Annotated in this window: 21 protein-coding genes, 1 tRNA gene and 1 rRNA gene; 5 read left to right on the top strand and 18 right to left on the bottom strand. The window is 27.5% G+C overall.

The window, feature by feature from the left end:
- Positions 1–75 (bottom strand): 16S ribosomal RNA (locus BM119_RS17285); the annotation flags it as partial.
- Positions 76–1,118: 1,043 nt separating this feature from the next.
- Between BM119_RS17285 and BM119_RS17290 the strand changes: the two genes are divergently transcribed.
- Entirely contained in the window at positions 1,119–1,856 is a 738-nt protein-coding gene (locus BM119_RS17290) for an NAD-dependent protein deacylase (protein WP_177199485.1), read from the top strand.
- Between the two features lie 428 nt (positions 1,857–2,284).
- On the opposite strand, the gene BM119_RS17295 is transcribed toward BM119_RS17290, so the two are convergent.
- The 3 genes from BM119_RS17295 to BM119_RS17305 form a co-directional block, all read right to left on the bottom strand.
- Entirely contained in the window at positions 2,285–5,062 is a 2,778-nt protein-coding gene (locus BM119_RS17295) for a cation-translocating P-type ATPase (protein WP_090042970.1), read from the bottom strand.
- A gap of 1,319 nt (positions 5,063–6,381) precedes the next feature.
- Positions 6,382–6,714, bottom strand: coding sequence for a hypothetical protein (locus BM119_RS17300; protein ID WP_090042971.1), 333 nt, complete (start codon positions 6,712–6,714; stop codon positions 6,382–6,384).
- A 484-nt stretch (positions 6,715–7,198) separates the two neighbouring features.
- Entirely contained in the window at positions 7,199–8,269 is a 1,071-nt protein-coding gene (locus BM119_RS17305; protein ID WP_090042972.1) for a patatin-like phospholipase family protein, read from the bottom strand.
- A 167-nt stretch (positions 8,270–8,436) separates the two neighbouring features.
- Here BM119_RS17305 and BM119_RS17310 point away from each other — a divergent pair, with 167 nt between their 5' ends.
- On the top strand, positions 8,437–8,862 hold the full coding sequence (locus BM119_RS17310; protein WP_090042973.1) for a hypothetical protein: 426 nt from the start codon (positions 8,437–8,439) through the stop codon (positions 8,860–8,862).
- A gap of 530 nt (positions 8,863–9,392) precedes the next feature.
- Here the strand turns inward: BM119_RS17310 and BM119_RS17315 are convergent.
- Both BM119_RS17315 and BM119_RS17320 read right to left on the bottom strand, forming a co-directional pair.
- Positions 9,393–10,148, bottom strand: a complete 756-nt coding sequence (locus tag BM119_RS17315) for an ABC transporter permease (protein ID WP_090042974.1) — start codon at positions 10,146–10,148, stop codon at positions 9,393–9,395.
- Entirely contained in the window at positions 10,148–11,062 is a 915-nt protein-coding gene (locus BM119_RS17320) for an ABC transporter ATP-binding protein (protein ID WP_177199482.1), read from the bottom strand. The genes BM119_RS17315 and BM119_RS17320 overlap by 1 nt, the downstream gene beginning before the upstream one ends.
- A gap of 383 nt (positions 11,063–11,445) precedes the next feature.
- On the opposite strand from BM119_RS17320, the gene gap reads away from it, so the two are divergent.
- Positions 11,446–12,480, top strand: a complete 1,035-nt coding sequence (gene gap, locus BM119_RS17325) for a type I glyceraldehyde-3-phosphate dehydrogenase (RefSeq protein ID WP_090042976.1) — start codon at positions 11,446–11,448, stop codon at positions 12,478–12,480.
- Between the two features lie 135 nt (positions 12,481–12,615).
- On the opposite strand, the gene BM119_RS17330 is transcribed toward gap, so the two are convergent.
- The 5 genes from BM119_RS17330 to BM119_RS17345 all read right to left on the bottom strand — a co-directional run bounded on the left by BM119_RS17330 (position 12,616) and on the right by BM119_RS17345 (position 16,479).
- Positions 12,616–13,305 carry a hypothetical protein gene (locus BM119_RS17330; protein WP_090042977.1) on the bottom strand — a complete coding sequence of 230 codons (690 nt, stop codon included), beginning with the start codon at positions 13,303–13,305 and terminating at the stop codon, positions 12,616–12,618.
- 133 nt (positions 13,306–13,438) lie between these two features.
- Positions 13,439–14,314: a GNAT family N-acetyltransferase gene (locus BM119_RS17335; protein WP_090042978.1), complete on the bottom strand. Its 876-nt coding sequence runs from the start codon at positions 14,312–14,314 to the stop codon at positions 13,439–13,441.
- 292 nt (positions 14,315–14,606) lie between these two features.
- Positions 14,607–14,750: a hypothetical protein gene (locus tag BM119_RS20065; RefSeq protein ID WP_177199483.1), complete on the bottom strand. Its 144-nt coding sequence runs from the start codon at positions 14,748–14,750 to the stop codon at positions 14,607–14,609.
- On the bottom strand, positions 14,743–15,252 hold the full coding sequence (locus tag BM119_RS17340) for a GNAT family N-acetyltransferase (RefSeq protein WP_090042979.1): 510 nt from the start codon (positions 15,250–15,252) through the stop codon (positions 14,743–14,745). The genes BM119_RS20065 and BM119_RS17340 overlap by 8 nt, the downstream gene beginning before the upstream one ends.
- Before the next feature lie 723 nt (positions 15,253–15,975).
- Positions 15,976–16,479: a hypothetical protein gene (locus BM119_RS17345; RefSeq protein WP_090042980.1), complete on the bottom strand. Its 504-nt coding sequence runs from the start codon at positions 16,477–16,479 to the stop codon at positions 15,976–15,978.
- A gap of 188 nt (positions 16,480–16,667) precedes the next feature.
- On the opposite strand from BM119_RS17345, the gene BM119_RS20070 reads away from it, so the two are divergent.
- On the top strand, positions 16,668–16,826 hold the full coding sequence (locus BM119_RS20070; protein WP_177199484.1) for a hypothetical protein: 159 nt from the start codon (positions 16,668–16,670) through the stop codon (positions 16,824–16,826).
- A gap of 194 nt (positions 16,827–17,020) precedes the next feature.
- Here the strand turns inward: BM119_RS20070 and BM119_RS17350 are convergent, their stop codons facing one another.
- The 7 genes from BM119_RS17350 to BM119_RS17380 all read right to left on the bottom strand — a co-directional run bounded on the left by BM119_RS17350 (position 17,021) and on the right by BM119_RS17380 (position 21,384).
- A complete protein-coding gene (locus tag BM119_RS17350) occupies positions 17,021–17,215 on the bottom strand; it encodes a helix-turn-helix transcriptional regulator (protein ID WP_090042981.1) in 195 nt (64 codons plus the stop codon).
- Positions 17,205–17,429 (bottom strand): hypothetical protein, encoded by a 225-nt coding sequence (locus tag BM119_RS17355; protein WP_090042982.1) that lies wholly within the window; start codon positions 17,427–17,429, stop codon positions 17,205–17,207. The genes BM119_RS17350 and BM119_RS17355 overlap by 11 nt, the downstream gene beginning before the upstream one ends.
- A 219-nt stretch (positions 17,430–17,648) precedes the next feature.
- Positions 17,649–18,068 carry a YjdF family protein gene (locus BM119_RS17360; protein ID WP_090042983.1) on the bottom strand — a complete coding sequence of 140 codons (420 nt, stop codon included), beginning with the start codon at positions 18,066–18,068 and terminating at the stop codon, positions 17,649–17,651.
- A 295-nt stretch (positions 18,069–18,363) separates the two neighbouring features.
- The gene (locus BM119_RS17365) at positions 18,364–18,747 is read right to left on the bottom strand and encodes a hypothetical protein (RefSeq protein WP_090042984.1); all 384 of its coding nucleotides are present in this window, start codon (positions 18,745–18,747) and stop codon (positions 18,364–18,366) included.
- A gap of 246 nt (positions 18,748–18,993) precedes the next feature.
- Positions 18,994–19,722 carry a 6-phosphogluconolactonase gene (locus BM119_RS17370; protein WP_090042985.1) on the bottom strand — a complete coding sequence of 243 codons (729 nt, stop codon included), beginning with the start codon at positions 19,720–19,722 and terminating at the stop codon, positions 18,994–18,996.
- Between the two features lie 386 nt (positions 19,723–20,108).
- A complete protein-coding gene (locus BM119_RS17375; RefSeq protein WP_090042986.1) occupies positions 20,109–20,708 on the bottom strand; it encodes a nitroreductase family protein in 600 nt (199 codons plus the stop codon).
- A 367-nt stretch (positions 20,709–21,075) separates the two neighbouring features.
- Positions 21,076–21,384, bottom strand: a complete 309-nt coding sequence (locus tag BM119_RS17380) for a winged helix-turn-helix transcriptional regulator (protein WP_090042987.1) — start codon at positions 21,382–21,384, stop codon at positions 21,076–21,078.
- A gap of 325 nt (positions 21,385–21,709) precedes the next feature.
- Here BM119_RS17380 and BM119_RS17385 point away from each other — a divergent pair.
- A tRNA-Met gene (locus BM119_RS17385) sits at positions 21,710–21,785 on the top strand.

Genomic DNA, 21,785 nt, shown 5'->3' on the forward strand with positions numbered 1-21,785 from the left:
ACTCTCTCGCTCGACTTGCATGTGTTAAGCACGCCGCCAGCATTCATCCTGAGCCAGGATCAAACTCTCAATTTAAAAAGTTTAATCTCTTAGCTTTTCGCTAATTATTTACTGTAAAAGAATTGCTGGTTCTTTATCTTAATCTGTTTAATTTTCAAAGATCATTTTGTTTTATTTTGTTATCGCCTCAAGCGACTTCTTTATCTTAACATCAGCTTGTTTTCTTGTCAACACTTTTTTTGATTTTTTTTAAATCAATTTGTTAACTTGAAGTTTTTCCGGTTAAGATGCTGTCGTCTTTCGACATTGACTATATTATCATATAGCATAATATACCTTTCTTTGCTAATTTATTATTTACCAAAGTTAAATCTTTTATTCTTATTTTTTGTTGGTTTTTCTTAAAATTCCTTATATAGATACACTAGGTATAGTTTTCCTTTGTTTTATATCCTTTATCCTTATCTTCTAATACTTTCAATAAAAACATTGATATAAAACCTCTATATAAGGATGTTTTTTTAATGTTTTTACCTTCTTAACTTTTATAGAACAAAAGTGGCTGCACCCTTTTTTCAATTGACAATTGATAATTGAAAATTGACGATTATTGTTGGAAGTCATAGACTTCCTAAATATAAAGTTGAAGGTTGAGAGTGGAAAGTTGAAAGTTTAGGTTGAAAATCACAGATTTTCTTTAATAATATATTTTTATTTTAGAAACCTTCCTGAGAAGATTTCATCCTTAACTTCTCACTTACAACTTGTCACTATATGCTATATGAAGTACTTCTGAAAGTTCTCCATAAATTTAACTTCATTATAAAGTTCTGAAGAACAAGTAAGTATTCTTTAACTTTGAGTTTAGCTTATATATAAAAGACATATTCCATTTTTTTGATTCATTGCATAACAATAAAACTTAAATTAACAATTATGTATTATATGTAATGATACTAAATTCATGATTGTAATTTAAGTTTTAAATATTTATTTTAATAATAACATTTATATTACATACCCTATATAATAATTTTGGTATAATCTATTTAGGCACATTCAAAAAATAACAAGTCAGTATGCCAGTCTATTTCATGTGTCTTATTAACTTTTTTGAGGTGATTTCTATGGATAAATTAAAAGATGTAATAAATTCTTCTAACTATATTGTATTTTTAGGAGGAGCTGGAGTTTCTACGGAATCAAATATTCCTGATTTTAGATCTGCTTCTGGATTATATAATGAAAAGACTAAATCAAAGTATGCACCAGAAGAAATTTTAAGTCATACTTTTTTCTTTAATAATACTGAGGATTTTTATAAATTCTATAAAGATAAGATGATTTATAAAGATGCTAAACCTAATGATGCTCATTTAAGTCTTGCTGAACTAGAGAAAAGAGGAAAACTGAAAGCTATTATAACTCAAAATATAGATAATCTTCATCAAGAAGCTGGTAGTAAAAGTGTTTTAGAACTACATGGTTCTGTTTATAGAAATCATTGTATAGATTGTAATACTTTCTATGATTTAGACTATGTTTTAAATTCTACCACTTTAGTACCTCATTGTTCTAAATGTAACGGACTAATTAAACCTGATGTTGTTCTTTATGAAGAATCTTTAGATGAATCTGTATTAACTTCTGCTATTGAACATATTTCTAAAGCAGACACTTTAATAGTTGGGGGAACCTCTCTTACTGTATATCCTGCTGCTGGACTTTTGAGATATTTTAGTGGCAAGAATCTTATATTAATTAATAAGAGTTCTACTAAATTTGATCATTTTGCTAATATAGTTATTAATGATAGCATAGGAAAAACTCTTAAATATGCTATTAGTGATAATTAGAATAATTACAAGTCAGTATGCTAGTCTATTTTCTTTCATCTGCCTAAGTTAGTTAAGAATTGAGGGGTGAAAACTTTAATGAGTGACAAGTTATGAGTTACAAGTGACAAGTTGCGGTTAAATCTTCTAAGGAAGATTTTAAGATTTGAAAAATATAATTAAAGAAAATCTATTATTTTCAACATCAATTTGCCACTTGTCACTTTTAATTTATCACTAAAAAAGGGCGTGCCTTTCGTTCTCTGACACAAAATATACATGGCATCCTTGACTTGTTATTTTCTTTCATGTGCCTAATATGTTAAACTTTGTTTTTTAACTTATATTCACATATTATTAGAAGAACTTATTTTATTTAGTGTTATCTTAAATTATGCTATGGAGTAATTCTTATCCTTATATTAACTAATCACTATATGTGTATTTTATTATCTTTTATTTTCAAGATATCTTCTTATAATCTTTAATATCTCTGAAAAAAATATAACTGAAAATGAATATGCTATTATCTTTATCCACATTATTAATGATAATGGTGATGTTCTAAATACTATTCCCCCAAATTGGGTTATAAGTATCTGTAATATAAAAGTTCCACCTATTATTGAAAGCATAGTTTTATTTTTTAATAGATTAGAAAAGATACTTTCATTTCCTAATTCCCTTGAATTAAATGCATTAAACAATTGGAACATAACAAAGGTAGTAAATACTATACTAGATTGTTCTATATAAGTACCACCTAAAATTTCTTTTTTTATAAGTAGCATCATCATAATTACTATAAAGATACCATTACAGACTATTCTATATAACATGTTTTTTGTTATTATATTTGCATCTCTCTTTACAGGTTCTTCATTCATTAAGTGACTTCTCAATGCTTCTAGTCCTAAGGACAAGGCTGGTGGTCCATCCATAATTAAATTTACCCATAATAACTGTATTGTTGTAAATGGTAAATCAAGACCTAAGATTTCACATATAAACACAATAAGTACTGCAACTAGGTTAACTGTTAATTGGAACTGTATAAATCTTTGAAAGTTCTCATAAATTCCTCTTCCCCACTCAACACCTTTTAGTATCGTTGAAAAAGAATCATCCAGCAAAACTATGTCACTTGCTTCTTTTGATACTTCTGTACCTGTTATACCCATTGCTATTCCAACATCGGCATTTTTTAAAGCAGGAGCATCGTTAATTCCATCCCCTGTTACAGCAACAACATTTCCTTGATTTTTTAAAAGTTTAACTATCCTCATCTTTGTAACAGGTTTACTTCTGGCAATTACTATTATTCTATCTAATATATTTATAAGTTCATCATCTGACATTTCATCAATATGTTGAGCTTCTATAATTATGCTATCATCTTCAATTATATCTAGTTGCTTAGCTATAGATGTAGCTGTAACAACATTATCTCCTGTTAATATCTTCAAATTTATACCTGATTTTTTACATTTACGCACTGCATCATATACATCATCTCTTAATGGATCAGCTATTGAAACAAACCCATCAAATATCATATCCTTCTCTATATCTTTTTCAGAACTATTCCAATCACTACACTTTTTCTCAATATTATTATGAGAAAACGCAAGTATCCTCTTGGCTTCTTTTTGAAGATTAACAATTTCACCATTTATATTTTTCTTTAACTCATCTGTAAATTCACAAATCTCATTATTTATTATTATTCTATTACACAATGATATGATCTTTTCTGGACTTCCTTTTGTATATGTCTTATAAAAATCATCCTCTTCAATTATTGTAGTCATTGATTTTTTCTCTGAGTTAAATGGATATTGAAATACTATATTAGATAAATTTCTTATATCCTCATATATAACAGTACCCCTTTCCTTACTTATATATTTCTCACACTTTTCACCACAGACTAAGGTTCCCTTTTTATAATTTTTACACTTCTTTGGATTTTTACAACAAATGGTATTAGTAAAAGCTTTAATTAGCGACCCCTCTGTTGGATTACCTATAAATTCTACTTTTTCATTTTCTACATTAATATCTGCTGTGCTATTTATTGTAAAGTTTTCTATCATTAATCTGTTTTCTAATTGTTCTGGTTTTACTAATTCACCATTACTCCAAACATCAATAACAGTCATTTGGTTTTTTGTAAGAGTTCCTGTCTTGTCTGAACAGACAACATTAATACAACCTATAGTCTCACAAGCTATCAATTTTCTTACTAGAGCATTACTTTTAGCCATTTTTATTATATTCAATGCTAATGTCATTGCTACTATTGTAGGTAATCCCTCTGGCACAGCTGCAACAATTAAAGCAACACTAGTCATAAAGGCTTCTTGTACTGTATCAAATGATATACTATTGGCTGTGTAAATTTTAAATATTTCATATAGAAATATGATTCCCGCTGCTATTACACCTAGTATAGTTATGGATCTAGCTAGTTTATCCAATTTTTCCTGTAAAGGTGTAGACTTACCCTCTGTACTTTTAAGTTCAGCTGCTATGTTACCCATTTCTGTATCATCACCTACTGAAGTAACAACAATAGCACCCTGTCCATAAGTTATAAATGTTCCTGAAAAAATCATATTTTTACGTTCTGCTAAAGGAGCTTTTTCATTAAGAATAACTTCATTATAGTCCTTATTGACTGCAATACTCTCCCCCGTTAACATAGATTCATCCACTTTTAGTTGGAAAGAATCTATTAATCTACCATCCGCCGGAGATTTATCTCCAATTTCAAGCTTTACAATATCTCCAACAGCAACATCTTTTTTATTTATATATTGTATGGACCCATTTCTTAACACCTTAACTTTAACATCATCATTTATATTATTTAATGCTTCAAAAGCCTTTTCTGATTTTCCCTCCATTATTATTTTTATACTTACTGAAAGTGTTATTGCAACAACAATACCAATACTTTCTGTAAACTCTGCATGCATTCCTTGTGAATATTTATATAGATTCATCCCTATTGTTATTAGTGCCGCTATAAACAATATTAATATCATAGGTTCCTTTAGTGCCTGCATTATTTTTTTCCACAAAGATACCTTTTCTCCAGGTGAAAATTCATTTTTACCATATTTATTTTGACTATCACCCACTTGTTTTTCATTTAATCCCGTAATGATGTTTACCCCAAGTTCATTTACAATCTCTTCAATTGATTCTTGAAAAACTTTCATTTACTCTCCTCCAAACCCATTATTAATTTTTCATATAAATTCTATATATTAATGTAAGCTGACTAATCTTTTGCCCGTCACCTCCATCAAAGTCAAAGACCTCTTCTTTTTTATTATCAACCTCCAGACTTTACTTACCTTGTGATTTCTCCTCAGCTCCCAAATAACATAAAATTATTCTAATTAAAACCACACTTGTACTTTGCAACCTGTAACTTTTAACTTGTTCTTGTGGCTGAATAAAATTTATATTTTTAACTTCAAACAAAAAAGAAAAGACTTTTAACACAAAAATACCTATAATGATATCCTTGTGTTAAAAGTCTCACTGTAGCAAACGCTATGATATAGCCAGGTTTAAAACCAGTATGTTGACTATATCTCCCATTACATGGGTAGTTACTCCCTCTTAACTTGTCATTTATCACTTTCAACTTGTCACTAATTAAAAATCTCTCTAACCCTAAATTGCATCAATATTTTATAATCAGAAATTTTTATACTTTCCTTTACATTAAAAAAGACCTCTAACACAATAAAACACATGCACAATTATGTTTTATTGTGTTAAAAGTCTCACTGTGACAAAATGCCATGATATAGCCAGGTCTAAGACCAGTATGTTGACCATATCTCCCATTACATGGGTAGTTACTCCCTCTTAACTTATCCTATTCTTTTATTAGATTATACTAGTTATTTATTCGTCAGTCAAGAATTCAATTTATTATTTTTATACTAAACCATCATAAAATTCACCTATGTATTAAGCTTATGTTCAGCATAGATTACTATAATAAATTTAATACGTAAAAACTTAGGTAATGTAATTCAATTATTAAATAGATCTTATATATCATTTGGTAATTACAAGTGTTATACGGTAATTCTTAATAATTCTTAATACTTTTCTTAAAAAAAACTTAAAACTATTCTTTTAAACTAGACTTATAGGATGAAAATTTAATTAAGAGGTGATTTTTGTGGATTTTAAAAAATTTTTAAGATTATTACTTGTGGCTATTTCATTGGTAATTCTATTTATATATATACAGTAGATGAAAGGTGTTGGTTTTAGTTGAAGAAATTATATAAAAATATTAGCTATACTAATTATTTTAGTAGTTTCTACTTTCTCAATAATATATTGGAAAAATATAAGTAACGAATATAAGACAGCCAATTCTTACCACCTTGGATGTTTTTAACTATAGAAGTTTTATTCTGGACATAATCAAATACCAGAAGGCCACACAAAACTGTGTGTCCTTTGATGATGATGTAATGATATTTAAATTTACTACTTATTATCTCTATTGCTATTCAATAATCTGTTTATTCATTTGTACAGCGCCCTCTGGCATATCAGGCATTTTTTCTCCCTCTTTATATGTTTTATAATTAACCCCTATATTTTCAGCGCCAACTTTATCGTCATCACTATTAATAACCTTCTTGTCCATTTGCACAGCACCTTCTGGTATATCAGGCATTTTCTCTCCCTCATTATATGTTTTTAAACTACTCTCTATAGTTTTTGCTCCTGACTCTGTCCCTTTTTCTCCCCCGTCACTTGCAGCAAATGCAGTTATAGTACCACCAAGTGATATTGCAGCTACTAATAATCCAATTCCAACTTTTTTCATTTTCATAATAAGTTCCTCCTCTTATTTGTTTTTCATTCATTTCTTATGTCTATGTCATGGTTTTATTATATATAAAGCTTAGTTAGATTAAGGTTAGATTTTTTGTGTAATATAGAAACAATGAAAAATTATTTATTTTTGCTATTTTTTCTTCTTTAAATTTAAACACCTCTATGTTTTACAACATATATTTTTTCTTTCATACAATAAATGTTAAAATAAAGTAAAAACCTTGGAGGCCTTATGAAGAAAATATTAATAGTAGAAGATAAATTCTCAATTAAAGATATATTATCCTATACATTATCTAATGAAGTTTCATATAACTAAAAAGCAGCTATTAATTTAGCTGCTTTTTTATTCTATAAGACACATTCAAAAAATAACAAGTCAGTATGATAGTCTATTTCGTGCCATACTGCGTCAGTAATATTATCCCATAGCCTATACTATGAACTAATATCATTTACTTGAAATCTATATAAATATATTATTTTTTCTTTATAAAGTTTCTTCTCATTTTTTTCCAAACACTTTTTTCTTTATAATACCCACTACGCTTAAATTCATTAATATTATTTTTTCTCACCTGTTTTAAATTATGCTTTATTATCTGCATTTGTTTTATTTTTCTTATTCCATTTTCAAATCCAGCCTCTAAAGAAACTTCCTCACTTAATCTTTCATCCACTCTAGCTATTATTTCTTCATATTTATCTTTTAAAATTTCCACAATATCAGCATTGTCATAATTTCTTTGTAGTATACCATCAAATATTTTTAACCCATCTCTATATCCTTCTATTATTCTATTTAACGAAGCCTCTCTTGAAAAATCAAGAGCACCTGTTATCCATCCACTGGATTCTCTCTGAAAAATTTCTATTATTTTACAGTTTTTATATAAAGATTTATCTATCCTATCTTCTTTATTAAAATATATAGCGATTATAACATCACATCCCTCATCATATAAGGGCTTAATTGGTATGTTATCCTTCAATCCACCATCCATATATTGTTTTCCATTTATAAATACACCTTCAAAAACTAATGGAACTGCTGAAGTCGCAAATAATATCTTTTGTATATCTTCTTTTCCCTTGTTGTTTATGGTTAAATACTCAGCTTCCATATCTGGTACCCTACAACAACTTATATAGCAATTCATTTTAGCATCTTTAAGTCCCTCATAATCTAAATGATTTTCCATAGTATCTATAAGACCATCTCTAGTTATTGTTCCATCTTTACTTAAATTATTTGCCCATTGAACTATTTTGTCCATTTCATATCTAGCTTTCTCTAAGAGAAAAAGATTTCTTATTATTATTTTCTCATCAACTGGAAACATGCTCTCTTGGGAACTACTAAGCCATGTATCCTCTGCACCTTGAAAATCATCTTGTATAAACATCATTGCATTTAATGCACCTATTGATGCACCAGATACAACTTCAACATATTTATCTATTCCAAATAATTTAAGTGCTTTCCACACACCAACTTGGTAGGAACCACGGCCCCCTCCACCTGCAAAAACCACACCTAACTTACTCATAATAAAACTCCTTTGTAATAATTGCTTGTACACTTACATAATAGTATTATATTAAAGCACTTTAATCTTTGTTTCCATAACAACTAGCATTCTTAATAAATATTTAAGAATATTTATTATGTATTAAAAATAAATATACTATATACATTACTTTCAAGGAGTTTATTATGAAGTTTATTTGTCTATTATTATTATTAGCTACTGGTGGTGAATACTTGTACTTTAACAATCAACTTGATTCTAATCGTCGTAAGCTAATTGTTTTAAGTAAAGAAAATTCTCAACTTAAAAACAGAGTTAAAGAAATAAAAAAATATAATTCTTTATCTATAAAATTTTCTGAACCACTGTATTCATACGGTGAGGCAAAATCAAATTCATTATTATACTTATCCCCACTAGAAACGTCTCCTATACTTTGTAAAATGAATACCTCAGCTAAAATAAAATTATTATGTACTGCTGAAGTGCTAGATGAAATTTGGTATGAAGTTCTTTTAGATTCTCCTAAGAACATAAATTCTAGAGGATGGATGAAAAAAGACTTCATTATAATAAATGAAGTAACCACAACAAGTATAAATTTCAGATAGTTTATCTAAACATAAAGAAAGTCATCTAAATTGAAAAGTGAGGTCTCAGCAACACAAACTAGCTGACTGAACAAAGTATTGTAAGGTATAAAAAATTTTATATGGCTAAATTCCAATAACTCACTATGTTCAAACAATTGGAATTCTTAACGCCCTATAAAGTTTTTTATACCAACAATACTAGTTGTTCGTCAGATAGTTTGTTAATGCTGATACCTCACTTTTCTTTGTACGGTTCTTTAGATTTTAAAATAGATATATAATTTTCAACAAAATCCACACTTTTTTTAGTAAGAATACTTACGGTTTATCTGATGGCTATCACCTGTAACACCCCTCCTTTTACAAAGTAGCGATTAACAGGGGTTACGCCCCTAGATTAACTCATCTAACATTCCCTGAATGAAGATTCGTTCTATCTGATAGTTTACTAATGCCTATCATTCTATTTTCATTAAAGAATTTTATTTGTATTATAATATCAAAAATAATAGAGAGTAACATAACCCCAAAATCCCAAAAGCCTTGAATTAATAAAGTATGTCTTTCTTTTCAAATGCTTTAATTGATAAAAGTGAAAATACTATATAATAAGCTGCTACCATTATAAATGATATGCTAAACTGAACCTTGTCCTGAGTCCATGTGTTATTTGCGAACATATTGAAGCTATTTGTTATAAATATTCCTGAGAATTTTTCTGGCAAAATCCCTAATGCTAAAAACGCCACTGAAACTACCTTCATTCCAAATAATACTCCTATTCCAAAACCAGTAGCAACACCTGATGAATTAGTAAATAAAGATATAAAGATTAATACCATTCCAAATGCCCCTAGTATAAATGCTGTTAAAATTCCTCTTACAAGTAGTTCTATAAGCTCATAACTACTTGGCATATCATTACCAAATATAATTGAACTAAAAAATGTTGAAAATATAACATTAAATATTATTAATAACATAACACTTACTACAATAAAAAGTGCCTTTCCTAAAATTATATTTCCTCTAGATATTGGTCTTAAAACTGTATTTTTTAGAGTACCGTTCTTATAATCTTCAGTTAACATGTCTGACGTTAAAGTAGCCATATATATTGGTATTATCTCTAGGGAGATAGTCATAGTATTCATAACTAAATAATATGTTTCGTGAGAAATATCAGCTAATTTATAAACTAAAGTAGAAGTAATTGATAACACTATTAAAATAAACAGAAACACTCCAAACTTTTTACTTCCTTTAAAATTTTTTATAAATTCATTGTTCATAACTGTAATCATTATATTTCAATTCCTTCCACTGTCTCAATAAAATACTCTTCTAAGCTTTTTCCTATTTTATGTATGGCACTAACTTGTATATCATTCATAACAAACTCTTTATTTAGCTCCCAAGATTTTTTATCCAAAAGCTCTACAATCATTCCTTTATGAGTAAAGCTGTCAAAAGTAACTCCTTGAAAATTTTCAGTTATTTCTTTAGATTTATTTTTATCACTAACCCTAAACTCATATATATTTTTGCTATTATCTAATAAATCTTTTACCTTACCCTGTATAGCAATAGACCCATTACTTATAATTGCAACCCTATTACATAGCAATTCTATTTCATGAAGTAAGTGACTACAGATAAAAAATGTTACTTTTTCATCTTCTGCAAGACGTTTTATGAGTTGTCTTATTTCTATTATTTCCTGAGGATCTAACCCATTACTGGGCTCATCTAACAGTATTATCCTTGGATTCGAAAGTAATGCTGATGCTATTCCTAGCCTTTGTTTCATTCCTAAAGAAAAATATTTTATCTTTTTATTTAAATATTTATCAAGGTTTACTATTTCTAAAACCTCTATGATCCTACTTTCTGGTATTTCTTTATAAAAGTTTTTTATTATTTTAAGATTATCATATGCACATAGGTTCTCATAAAACTTAGGCGTTTCCACTATTGCTGATACATTTCTTATAGCTTCTTTATAATTTTCCATAGCATTTATACCATTTATATAAATCTCTCCACTATTACACTTTATAAGACCTAAAATCATTTTTATTGTCGTAGTTTTTCCTGCTCCATTTGGTCCTAAAAACCCAAATACATCTCCCTCATATATTGTTGCATTTAGAGAATTAATAACTAAATGGCCATTAAATTTTTTAGATAAATTTCTTATTTTCAAAACTTCTTTCAATGCTATTCATCCTCTCGCTTCTTATAAGTCTTCCTATTTGGTGGTAAGCTTATTATAATAAATTGCTACTGAAATTCCAATAATTAAATAATTTTATAATCTAGCATACTGACTTGTTATTTTTTTGAACGTGCCTAAAATAAATTTTATTAATTTATCATATTTTAAATAGAGTATTCTATTTATTCAAAAAGAGTATTGTATTCTATAAAATAAGTAGATTTTTTTAGGATAATAGACCTATTTAGGTTTAAATTCCATTTTTAAATGAAATTTAGCCCTCAATATGTTTGACCATAAGATAAATATGTTATACTATTTAATCAACAAGTAACGAAATGTGAATATAATATATTTAACAAGAAATTCAAGGGGGATTACTCATGATTAAAATAGGTATTAATGGTTTTGGTAGAATAGGCAGAACCTTTTTAAGAATCGTTTCAGAAAACGATAACAATAATTTTGAAGTTGTTTCTATAAATGCTAGAGCTGATAGTGAAACACTAGCTCACTTATTCACCTATGACTCTTGCTTTGGAACATTTAGGGGTAATGTAGAAGCTAGGGAAGATGCCTTGATAATAAATGGCAAGGAAATAAAAATAACAAGATGTTCTTCTCCAAAAGAAATTCCTTGGGGAGACCTTGATGTTGATATAGTTATTGAATCTACAGGTAAATTTAAAAGTAGACAAGATTTAAATGGTCATATAGAAGCAGGAGCTAAAAAAGTTCTTATAACAGCTCCTGGTAAAGATGAAGATATAACTGTTGTTATGGGGGTTAATGAAAAAGATATAGATATAGATAATCATAATATAATTTCAAATGCTTCTTGTACAACAAATTGTTTAGCTCCATTTGCTAAAGTTCTTCATGAAAAGTTTGGAATAGTTAAAGGTTTAATGACAACTATACATTCTTATACTAATGACCAAAATATTTTAGATAAAAGTCATAAGGACTTAAGACGTGCTAGGGCATGTGCTACATCAATAGTTCCAACAACAACTGGTGCTGCAAAAGCAGTTAGTAAAGTTTTACCTGAACTTGATGGAAAATTAAATGGATTTTCATTAAGAGTTCCAACTCCAACAGTATCTATTGTAGATTTAGTATGTGAATTTGAAAAAGAAGTTACTGTTGAAGAAATAAATAATGCTTTAAAAGAAGCTTCTGAAAATGAGTTATATGGTATATTAGGATATTGCGATAAACCATTAGTTTCTATTGATTTTAAAGGTGATGATAGATCATCCATAATAGATGGACTTTCAACTATGGTTATCGAAAAGAATATGGCCAAGATTGTTTCTTGGTATGATAATGAATGGGGTTATTCTGCAAGAGTAGTTGATTTAACTAATTATGTTGCTGAACTCCTTAATCAATTAAAGGTTACTAAAATAGCTTAATATTATATATTAAGAGTAACATTCCTTATATATATTTTTAGCCATAGATTTTAACTTTACCATAGACATTACAAAAAGACTTAGTGTTTAAATCCCTTTACTAAGTCTTTTTGCCTGTCCCAAAATATCTACTCGTTACTTATCATCTTTCTTCTCATCATCTTTTTTCTTTTCTTCATTCTTTGGCTTTTCTATGTTTTCTGTTACCTTTTTACTTGCTTTTCCAATTTCACTATTTATCTTATGATCTAAACTAGCAATTCCTTGTTCTAGCTTAGCCTTATGCCTATTAATAAATGCATTAGGATCCATATTAGGGTTTATAGATTGGCTTTGATTTAAATAACCTGCCTCTACCTTCATAGTTGCCTTAGTGGATTTTAAATTTGATACATTTTTCATTTGATGGTTAGCACTTATAAGCTTTTTAAGACTTGCAGCAACTACAACCCCATCTCTTTCTTCATCTTTATCATTTTTCTTTTGTTTATCTTCAATTTTTTTCTTTTCCTTTTCTCTTTCAGCTACTTCAGCCTCTTGAATTTGTTTTTCTATGTCTATAAGCGTTTTATTTAATTCATCAACTTTTTCTTTCTTCATTTCTGGAGTCATTGACTCTTCTTGAAGTTTTTCCTTTTGTTTTAGTATATTTTCCTTAGCCTTTTCTAAAGCTTCTATAATTGGATTCTTATTCGGTGTAAATTTCAAACTTTTATTTTCTTCATTATTTTTTACTTGTTCCTGTTCTTTGTTATTTTTATTGTTGTTATTTAACATTGCAGTAAAGCCATTATTTTGCCTATTTCCTATACTTGAAATATTCATTTTCAATCTCCCCCTTATTATGCTTATACTATCTTTATTCGTAATTTTTCCCAATTAGTTAAGCAAATTAAACCTCCAGATTGCATATTATTAATAACACACTATTGAACCCGGAGGTTTACTACTCATTAATTTATAATTTTAGAAATATTAGTTCATCTACAACTTGAAATCCTATATCTTGATATAATTTAAGAGCTTTATTAGCACTATTTACACAAAGCTTAACTTCATTAATTTCATCAAAAGAAAAAATCCAATTTACAGCTTTATTCATTAATTTTTTTCCTAAGCCTTGTCCACGTTTATTTTCATCTACCCCTAAAAACTCAATAGACGCATCTCCAAACTCTGGATAAACTTCTACATATACATATCCAACAGGTTCCTCCTTTTCTACCATAGTAAATACTTTTCTATTATCATTTATTCTATCTATTATTTGTTTTCCTGTATAATAAGTGTTTTTAAATATGTTATCGTGTAAAGCTATTATCTTCTCATGATCATTTTTCCTACTTTCATTTATTTTATAATCTATATTGTATTTGAAGTCCTTTTTATATAATTTTAAAACAAACTCTTCATTAATTAAACTAAATCCCCTATCATATGCAAAATTAATGCAATTTTTATTATTTACATTTATAAACATATTATAACTTATTATATTTATTTCATAATCCATAAGTTCATTCCACAAGTTATATGATATAATCTCCCATTTTTCATAATTTTCTATATCTATGAATGGACCCCAAAGCTCTGCAACTCCCGATTTAATATCTCCATCGTAGCCTAACATACCAACTATTTTTCCATCTTCTTTGTATAAAAAAAAAGGACTACTTTCTGGTTCTTCTTCAAAGTATTCCTCTAGGCATTTTTTTATTTCATACTTATCCTTGCCACAGAACCCAATATTACTTTTTTTCTGATTATTTAACTTATAAATCAGCTTAGTAATGCTATTTATGTCTTTCTTTTCTGCTCTATAAATCGTTAACATTAAACCCGCCCCTTCTTGAATAGAATTCTTCCTAATTAACAAATAAAAATAAATTTTAGCTTAAAAATACAATATTTGTTTTGCAATTTTAAACTATATAAAATACTCAATTCAACATGAATGTTTGAATGGTCAATAAAATTATTATATCATATTTGTTGGATAATTTTACATAAATGTTCAAACTGGAACAAATTACACATTTTTACTTTACGCTCCTTTTATTCTACATTTTTTTACAATTTTATAGAATATCTAATCTCTGTAAATTCTTTACCTATATTTATATCCCTCATATTTCATCAACCAAATTATCCTTATCATAATCTCTGCTCTTTCCAATGCATATTAATCCAACCACTTTATGATCAATAAATATTAATGCATCCTCTTCCCATCCTTTAGATAATGCATTTTTAAAATTTAAATTATCCATTCATAGTGTTTAATTTCAGTTCATATGAATATACCGTATCCTTTTCTTTGTACTTTTTAAAACCAGCTTTTTCAAAGGCTCTCTGAGAGGCTATATTATACGAATATATTTCATTAACATATATCCTTTCATATCCAAAAGTTTTGGCACGTTTTATTAATGCTTTAATAACTTTTAACCCTACTCCTTTTCCTCTATAATTCTTATTTCCTATAACTATTGGCATATCTTCTCTCCAAAAGGTAACATCCCCGATTGCTAAATAATCATATCCCCTCTTTATTTCAATAAAATACAATTCACCTTTTTTATTTAAATAATTATACATAACATTTAATTTTTCATAATCATAGGGTTTAGCATTTTCACCATCAACCAGCCTTACTAATTCACTATCTTGATACCATTTAAATGCAAAATCATGATTCCCGTCATACTTTCTTAATCTCAATGTTTCGTCAATATTTATATACTCTGGCTGAATATTTTCAAAAGTATCCATATATATTTCTCCTTATACTTATATGTATCATTTCGCTCTACCAAGTGATAGAGAACTACTAATTTCTAAACCACTAATTCATATTACCTTGATCAAAAAGCTCAACTTACTGTTTAAAAATTTTAATTTACAACCTGCTAATCTTTGCACTTTCAAAATAAATTTTTCTTTTCTATGTGAATCATTAAATTATTGGCATGCAATAAAATTTTTCATAGTTAAATCCATTAACTTATGTAAATTCACATTACAATCATATCATTTTATAGATATATTTTACAATAAAAAAAGAACTGAATTAATCAGTTCAAAATTTAATTTTTCCATTACATTTCCCCTATGTTTTAGTATTAGTTTTTATACTTTATCTTCTTAATTAGTAGATAATTCTCACTTGTATATTTAGAGAATTTTCAGTTAATTTTCCATATATTGCTCTAAAACTTTAATGTACATTTCTAACTATCCTAATCTTTAAAATCTATAGTTTCTTATTGTTACTTAATAAAAACAATCTATTATATTGATCAAATTTTTCAATATATATATCTTTATATTCTTCAATAATAAAGTTTCTACTTAAAATTTCTTTCCATACTTGTGTTTTAATATTAAGAAGATATATTCCTTCTTTTTCAATATATAAATCCTTGCTAATTAATGTTAAACCGTATTCTTCTAACTTTGATTCTTCTAAATATGGATTAAGATGTCCTTACCATCCTAATGATTCTCTGGATTTAAGGTCACTAATCCATTGCTCTCTATTTTTAATTTGAATTGTCCCTTTGCATCTTTTCCAACTATTTTTATTCTATTTTCTCCTTTTTTTAAAGTTACTATTTTCTCCCCAACCATACTTTGTTCCGATAAATTTATTATTTTACCATCTGTATCTATTAAAACAACTTTAAAGTTTCCATGTGATATTTGTGAATCGTATTTCATTAAAATATCTACATTATTTTCTGAAGTAATTTTCCAAATAGTGTCCATGCCAGTAAACCTAAAAGCTAAGTCTGTTTCCGAATCTTTGTTTTCACCAGCACAATATAAATATGAATAGCTATCCCATTGAGAGGTAATCTTATCATCATTATCAAAAATATCACGTTTAGTTTTATCCGTATATGATAGAGAAACAAATAGATTTTTTCCAAAAAATATTAATCCAAATATTAATAAGGATACTCCCCCTATAGTAAGTATTTTTTTCTTAGTACTCATTAATTTTTCCCCCTTAAAAAATATTAATGATGTGCTAATTTCAAATTAATAATTGCACCTCTTTATATTTAAATTCAATATACATACAATTATACCATATATATGAACACATTATTAAAAATAAATCTCTTATTAAACTTTCTTTCAGGTTATAATATTATTAGTAATTATTAAAGGAGGATTAACTTATGAAATCAACATGTGAAAATAAAGAAAAATCTTTAGAAACTATATGTCCTATCTGCGGTGAAATAATGAAAAAAGATCTATATGCCTATGATAGCATAGAAAATGGAAAAATTAATTATAAATGTGAGAATTGCGGGCATAAATCTAGTAAAATATAGCTACCTTTTTCTATGGATCTAATGCAATTCTTTCAGTATCAAACATTAATCCATCCATATCAAAAACAACTAATTTGAAGTTTATCATCTTAACTCTACCTGACTTTGTTGAATATATAAACAATTATACCATATATATGAATTTAAATAAAAATGTAAAAGCACCAACCTTACTAAGATTAGTGCTTTATATATTATTCTTCAAGAATGAAAAGTTCGTCAACGGTTGTATTTAATATTCTTGCTAATTTTATTGCTAATTCTAAAGTTGGACTATACTTTTCATTTTCAATGGCATTTATTGTTTGTCTTGTAACATTTAAATTTTCAGCTAATTGTTCTTGAGTATAACCAAGTTCTTTTCTTAATATTTTAATATTATTTTTCATCTTTACCCAACTTCCATTTTAAAAAACTTTGGACCCCAATTAAAATTAAAGTTTGGGTAGATACTAAAAATGGTGCTAAATTTGAAACAGTTCCTTTATAAGTATCATGTATAGACCATATAGCTAAAAACAAAGCTGTATAAGCCCAAGATATTCTTATAGCTTTCAAACTTATGCTCATTTCCATCTCATCCATCTTTTTAAATCCCAACATAATGTGCCCCCTTTGTAAAACATATTTTACATTTTTATTATATTCCTTAAAATTCAAAATGTAAATAGTTTTTTACATTTTGAATTTTAATATTTTTTTCTTTCATGTGCCTTATTAAAGTTAAAGCCAAAATTTAAGTATTACATACAAAATTAATATCAAAAAATCACCAATCTTTTTAAGATTGGTGATTTAAAGTATTAGTTAACATATGTCATTCTAATGACCTTTATGCTTTTCATGTTTCTTCCTTTGTTTAAGTTCAAATTTTCTTTGTTCTACTTCCCTCTTTTCTTCTTTAGTTCTTTTTTTATTACTTATTTTATTTTCTTCATACTGTTCCTTCAAGGCAATTTGAGCCTTAGTACCTATACCCTTAACCTTAGTTTCTTTTTTAATTCTTCTTTGCAATCTTTTAGGGTTTTCCCTTTTTACACTAATATCTTTACTATCAACTTTAATTTCATTACTAAAGTTTAGATGATAAAAATTATTTAATATAAAGTCGTAAACTTCTTCATCTTTGGGTTCAGCTCCAAAAGTTATCTTACATACCTTGTAAGAGTAATCCTCATATGACTCAAATACTCCTATCCAAAAGGGCTCCTCAAAAATAACTGTTAATTTAATTGATGACATCTTAATCCTTCCTCCTGTAAAATCAAAAATTTTCTAGAGAACGGACAACCCCAGGAGGGCAGGTTACTGCTATAACGCTATAGGTTCTGACTACCAACAGAAACTGTGTTTTTATCTCTCAAATATTATTATATATAATTCATTATAAATTAAAAAGGTCAATATTTTCTTATTGACCCTTTCATATTAACCTTATATATAATTTTATGTATTATAACGTGCTAAAATAACACTCATATATTTTATGTTATTACTCTATAATAAATATGTCTTAATTAACTCATTGATTTATTTATTATTTATAAAATACAGCAGATATTAAAAAATTATAACCATATTTCTCATTTTCAATAATTCCATTCTTTCCCCATTTACCAAAATTGGCTTCAACAGCTAATGGACGTAAATCACCATAAACTGAAAATATTCCTCTTGTCCATACTTTGTTATATCCTGCTTTCTTAATTAAACTTTTTATTTCTTTAAGATTCTTTTTACACTTTCTATTTACTCTAAGAGTGTCTTTAGATACTTTAAAGAAATGCTTGTAAAACAATGTATCTTCACAATAATATGCAAATAATAAGCAATTAACATCTCCACTTATTTTTATGTGTCCTTTAAGAATAACATCATGCTTATCTGCTATTTTATATGCATCCTCTATCATAGTTTCCATTAAAATTACCCCTCTTCAATATTTATTCTATTCTTATAGTTTTTCTTTTTTTCTGCTTACTTATTCTATATAATAGATTTATGTTGTATTTTATAACACTTCTATAATTTTTATAAAGAGATAATTATATGGAAAATATTTTATATAAAAAACTATTACTAGATAAATGTAAATGTATAAACGAAATGGACCCATCTCAATACATAGGAAAAGCATGGAGACAAGTAGTTTGAATAAAGATTTGTTCTATTTTTTAAGTTCACTGGCTGCCCCAAAGTCTAAAAATATATCTAGTGATTTTTCGTCAATTAATAGACTTGCAGGTATCTCTCTAGTTTTTTTATTTTCAACTACTTTTTTAACGATATCTGCTTTTCTTTCTCCATTAGCCATTATTATTTTTATATTACTATTAAAAATATGTTTCATGCCAATAGTTATTCCCTTTTTCAATTCAATATTTTTATTAAAGTACTTTTCGCCAACTGTTGTTGTTACTTCATCAAGTTCAACTACAGTACAGTATAAGTCTGGATCAATATTAGGCTCATTAAATCCTAAATGCCCATTCATTCCTAGTCCTAATAATATTAAATCAATGCCCTTATTATCAAAAATAAATTTGTCTACCTTCTTACATTCATTCTCTAAATCACTAGCAAGTCCGTCAAAAAAACAGACTTGATCTTCTCTTAAATCTAATTTGCCATACAAATGTTTATTTAACATCTCTACACAACTTCCTTTTGTTTCTTTTGCTAACCCTACCCATTCATCTAGTCCTACAAACTTACATTTTGAAAAGTTCACTTCTTTATTATTATGAGCTTCTACTAAGTATTCATAAGTTTTAAGTGGAGTATCCCCTCCTGCTAAACATAAAAGTGATTCCGGATTTTTCTTTACAGTGTCTATAATGTATTCTGAAACCCTTTTTGACATTAGTTCATAATTTTCATATATATTAATTTTCAATTCACTTCCTCCTTTTGTATATAAACTCTCCTGTGCTATTGTAGTTTATTCGTTAATTCAATGTATACAAATATTTAACCAACAACTCTAAGAAATCGTTTTTATTAATTTTGTTTAAGTATACATTTTAGCTCCTTATCTTTAAACTATAAGGTTTATATTATCTTAATTAAATATTATTTTACTTAGTTAGTGCTATTATGTCCATAACTTTATAATAACATCACTTAGCAATTAGCATAAATATATGCATAGCTTAAGTCCGTCTTGTGATTTTACACACCACCTCTCCAATTATATCTAGAATTATTAACTAAGAATTATAAGTTTAAAATTTACCCCCAAATAAAAAGCCCATGTAATATACATGGGCTTTTCCTAATATTCTATTTAAACATTTTAACACGATTGTTTAATGGTTTATATTCTTTTTCCCCTGGTGATGCAATTGGTTTTCCAAATGGCATTTGCGCTATGAGTTTCCAATTGTTTGGTATTCTCCATTCGTCTTTTACATCACTTTCTATTAATTCATTATAATGTTGTAAAGATGCGCCTAATCCTTCTACTTCTAATGCAGTCCATATAACATATTGGTGCATTCCACTTGTTTGTTGTGACCATATTGGAAAATTATCTTTATATAAAGCGAATTGTTCCTGTAGAGATTTAATTACACTACTGTCTTCGAAAAATAAAATTGTACCATATCCATTACGGAAAGAGTTAATTTTTTCCTCAGTAGAACTAAACTTATCAGCTGGAACTATCTTTCTTAGAGCCTCTTTAGTAATATCCCATAGTCTATCGTGCTGTTTATCTAATAAGATAACTACCCTTGAACTTTGAGAATTAAAGGATGAAGGAGTGTGCTTTACAGCATGTTCAACAACTTCTTTGATTCTCTCATCAGAAATTACTGATTCCTTTCCTATTCCATAATATGTTCTTCTATCTGCCACTGCATCATAAAAATTCTTTTTCATTTAAAATCCCTCCAATTTTTAATAAACTATTTATTTTCTACGAAAATAAAACATTTTTTACTAACCTTATAAATATTTTATTTTTATTTTTCATTTTTAAAATTATAATATAAGAAGTTTTTTGATCTAAGAAAGATATCTTCCCTTATGGTTATTATGTATCTTTCTTGACATTTTTACTCTCCCTCTCTAATTATAACTTCATACTTTTACAAATAATTATTTAATTAATTTTTGTTATCTACTTACATTAAGTAATTAACTTTAAATTAATTAGAACATATTTTTTATCTTTAGTCAATAATTATTTTTTACATAAAAAATAAAGAACCCTAAAATTGTTTTAGAATTCTTTATATTTAAAAAATTAATTCCATTTTTCTGCCCATTTTTGAATTTCATCCATAACATCCTGTAATTCTCTGCCCTTTTCTGAAAGCTCATACTCTATGCGTACAGGTGTTTCTGGATAAACCTTTCTTATAATAATTTCTTCTTTTTCTAACTCTTTAAATCTTTCAGTAAGCATACGAGCACTTATATTAGGAATTGTTTCTGAGATATCAGAGAATCTTTTCTGTCCACCCATCAATGTTCTAATAATAAGTCCAGTCCATCTCTTTCCCAATAATTCAAATGCATTTTCAAACTTGGGGCACATATGATATTTATCCATTTTAATTACCACCTCCCCCTATTCTATCATGTTCACTTAATAAAAGTAAGTATCTTATTATAAGTACATCCTGTCTTCCAATAAACTTTTAAATTTCTTGGCTTAGGTATAAAACTTCAAAACAAAGAGAAAATAAACCTATACCTAATTTTAAATGTAAGTTCTCCGTAATCTGCTATACCTTATAGCATTTAAGGTTATATAATACCATAAAGTAGTTCATTTGCTGTAAAGGCCTAATATAGTATTGTTTCACTTTGACTTTCCCTTACCATTAAGCTATAATTTGAACATAGGTTGAGGAAACGAAGCCGCAACATAATGACGCGGGATGGAGCAGTTGGTAGCTCGTTGGGCTCATAACCCAAAGGTCGTAGGTTCAAGTCCTGCTCCCGCAACCA

Origin of the sequence: Clostridium frigidicarnis (assembly GCF_900111985.1) — a bacterium.
Classification (GTDB): domain Bacteria; phylum Bacillota; class Clostridia; order Clostridiales; family Clostridiaceae; genus Clostridium_Z; species Clostridium_Z frigidicarnis.

What these genes read in the sequence shown, in the direction of transcription:
- BM119_RS17295 (WP_090042970.1), bottom strand. Translation starts at nt 5,062, where the DNA reads ATGAAAGTTTTTCAAGAATCAATTGAAGAGATTGTAAATGAACTTGGG.
- BM119_RS17300 (WP_090042971.1), bottom strand. Translation starts at nt 6,714, where the DNA reads ATGAAAATGAAAAAAGTTGGAATTGGATTATTAGTAGCTGCAATATCA.
- BM119_RS17305 (WP_090042972.1), bottom strand. Translation starts at nt 8,269, where the DNA reads ATGAGTAAGTTAGGTGTGGTTTTTGCAGGTGGAGGGGGCCGTGGTTCC.
- BM119_RS17310 (WP_090042973.1), top strand. Translation starts at nt 8,437, where the DNA reads ATGAAGTTTATTTGTCTATTATTATTATTAGCTACTGGTGGTGAATAC.
- BM119_RS17315 (WP_090042974.1), bottom strand. Translation starts at nt 10,148, where the DNA reads ATGATTACAGTTATGAACAATGAATTTATAAAAAATTTTAAAGGAAGT.
- gap (WP_090042976.1), top strand. Translation starts at nt 11,446, where the DNA reads ATGATTAAAATAGGTATTAATGGTTTTGGTAGAATAGGCAGAACCTTT.
- BM119_RS17330 (WP_090042977.1), bottom strand. Translation starts at nt 13,305, where the DNA reads ATGAATATTTCAAGTATAGGAAATAGGCAAAATAATGGCTTTACTGCA.
- BM119_RS17335 (WP_090042978.1), bottom strand. Translation starts at nt 14,314, where the DNA reads ATGTTAACGATTTATAGAGCAGAAAAGAAAGACATAAATAGCATTACT.
- BM119_RS20065 (WP_177199483.1), bottom strand. Translation starts at nt 14,750, where the DNA reads ATGGATAATTTAAATTTTAAAAATGCATTATCTAAAGGATGGGAAGAG.
- BM119_RS17340 (WP_090042979.1), bottom strand. Translation starts at nt 15,252, where the DNA reads ATGGATACTTTTGAAAATATTCAGCCAGAGTATATAAATATTGACGAA.
- BM119_RS17345 (WP_090042980.1), bottom strand. Translation starts at nt 16,479, where the DNA reads ATGAGTACTAAGAAAAAAATACTTACTATAGGGGGAGTATCCTTATTA.
- BM119_RS20070 (WP_177199484.1), top strand. Translation starts at nt 16,668, where the DNA reads ATGAAATCAACATGTGAAAATAAAGAAAAATCTTTAGAAACTATATGT.
- BM119_RS17350 (WP_090042981.1), bottom strand. Translation starts at nt 17,215, where the DNA reads ATGAAAAATAATATTAAAATATTAAGAAAAGAACTTGGTTATACTCAA.
- BM119_RS17355 (WP_090042982.1), bottom strand. Translation starts at nt 17,429, where the DNA reads ATGTTGGGATTTAAAAAGATGGATGAGATGGAAATGAGCATAAGTTTG.
- BM119_RS17360 (WP_090042983.1), bottom strand. Translation starts at nt 18,068, where the DNA reads ATGTCATCAATTAAATTAACAGTTATTTTTGAGGAGCCCTTTTGGATA.
- BM119_RS17365 (WP_090042984.1), bottom strand. Translation starts at nt 18,747, where the DNA reads ATGGAAACTATGATAGAGGATGCATATAAAATAGCAGATAAGCATGAT.
- BM119_RS17375 (WP_090042986.1), bottom strand. Translation starts at nt 20,708, where the DNA reads ATGAAAAAGAATTTTTATGATGCAGTGGCAGATAGAAGAACATATTAT.
- BM119_RS17380 (WP_090042987.1), bottom strand. Translation starts at nt 21,384, where the DNA reads ATGGATAAATATCATATGTGCCCCAAGTTTGAAAATGCATTTGAATTA.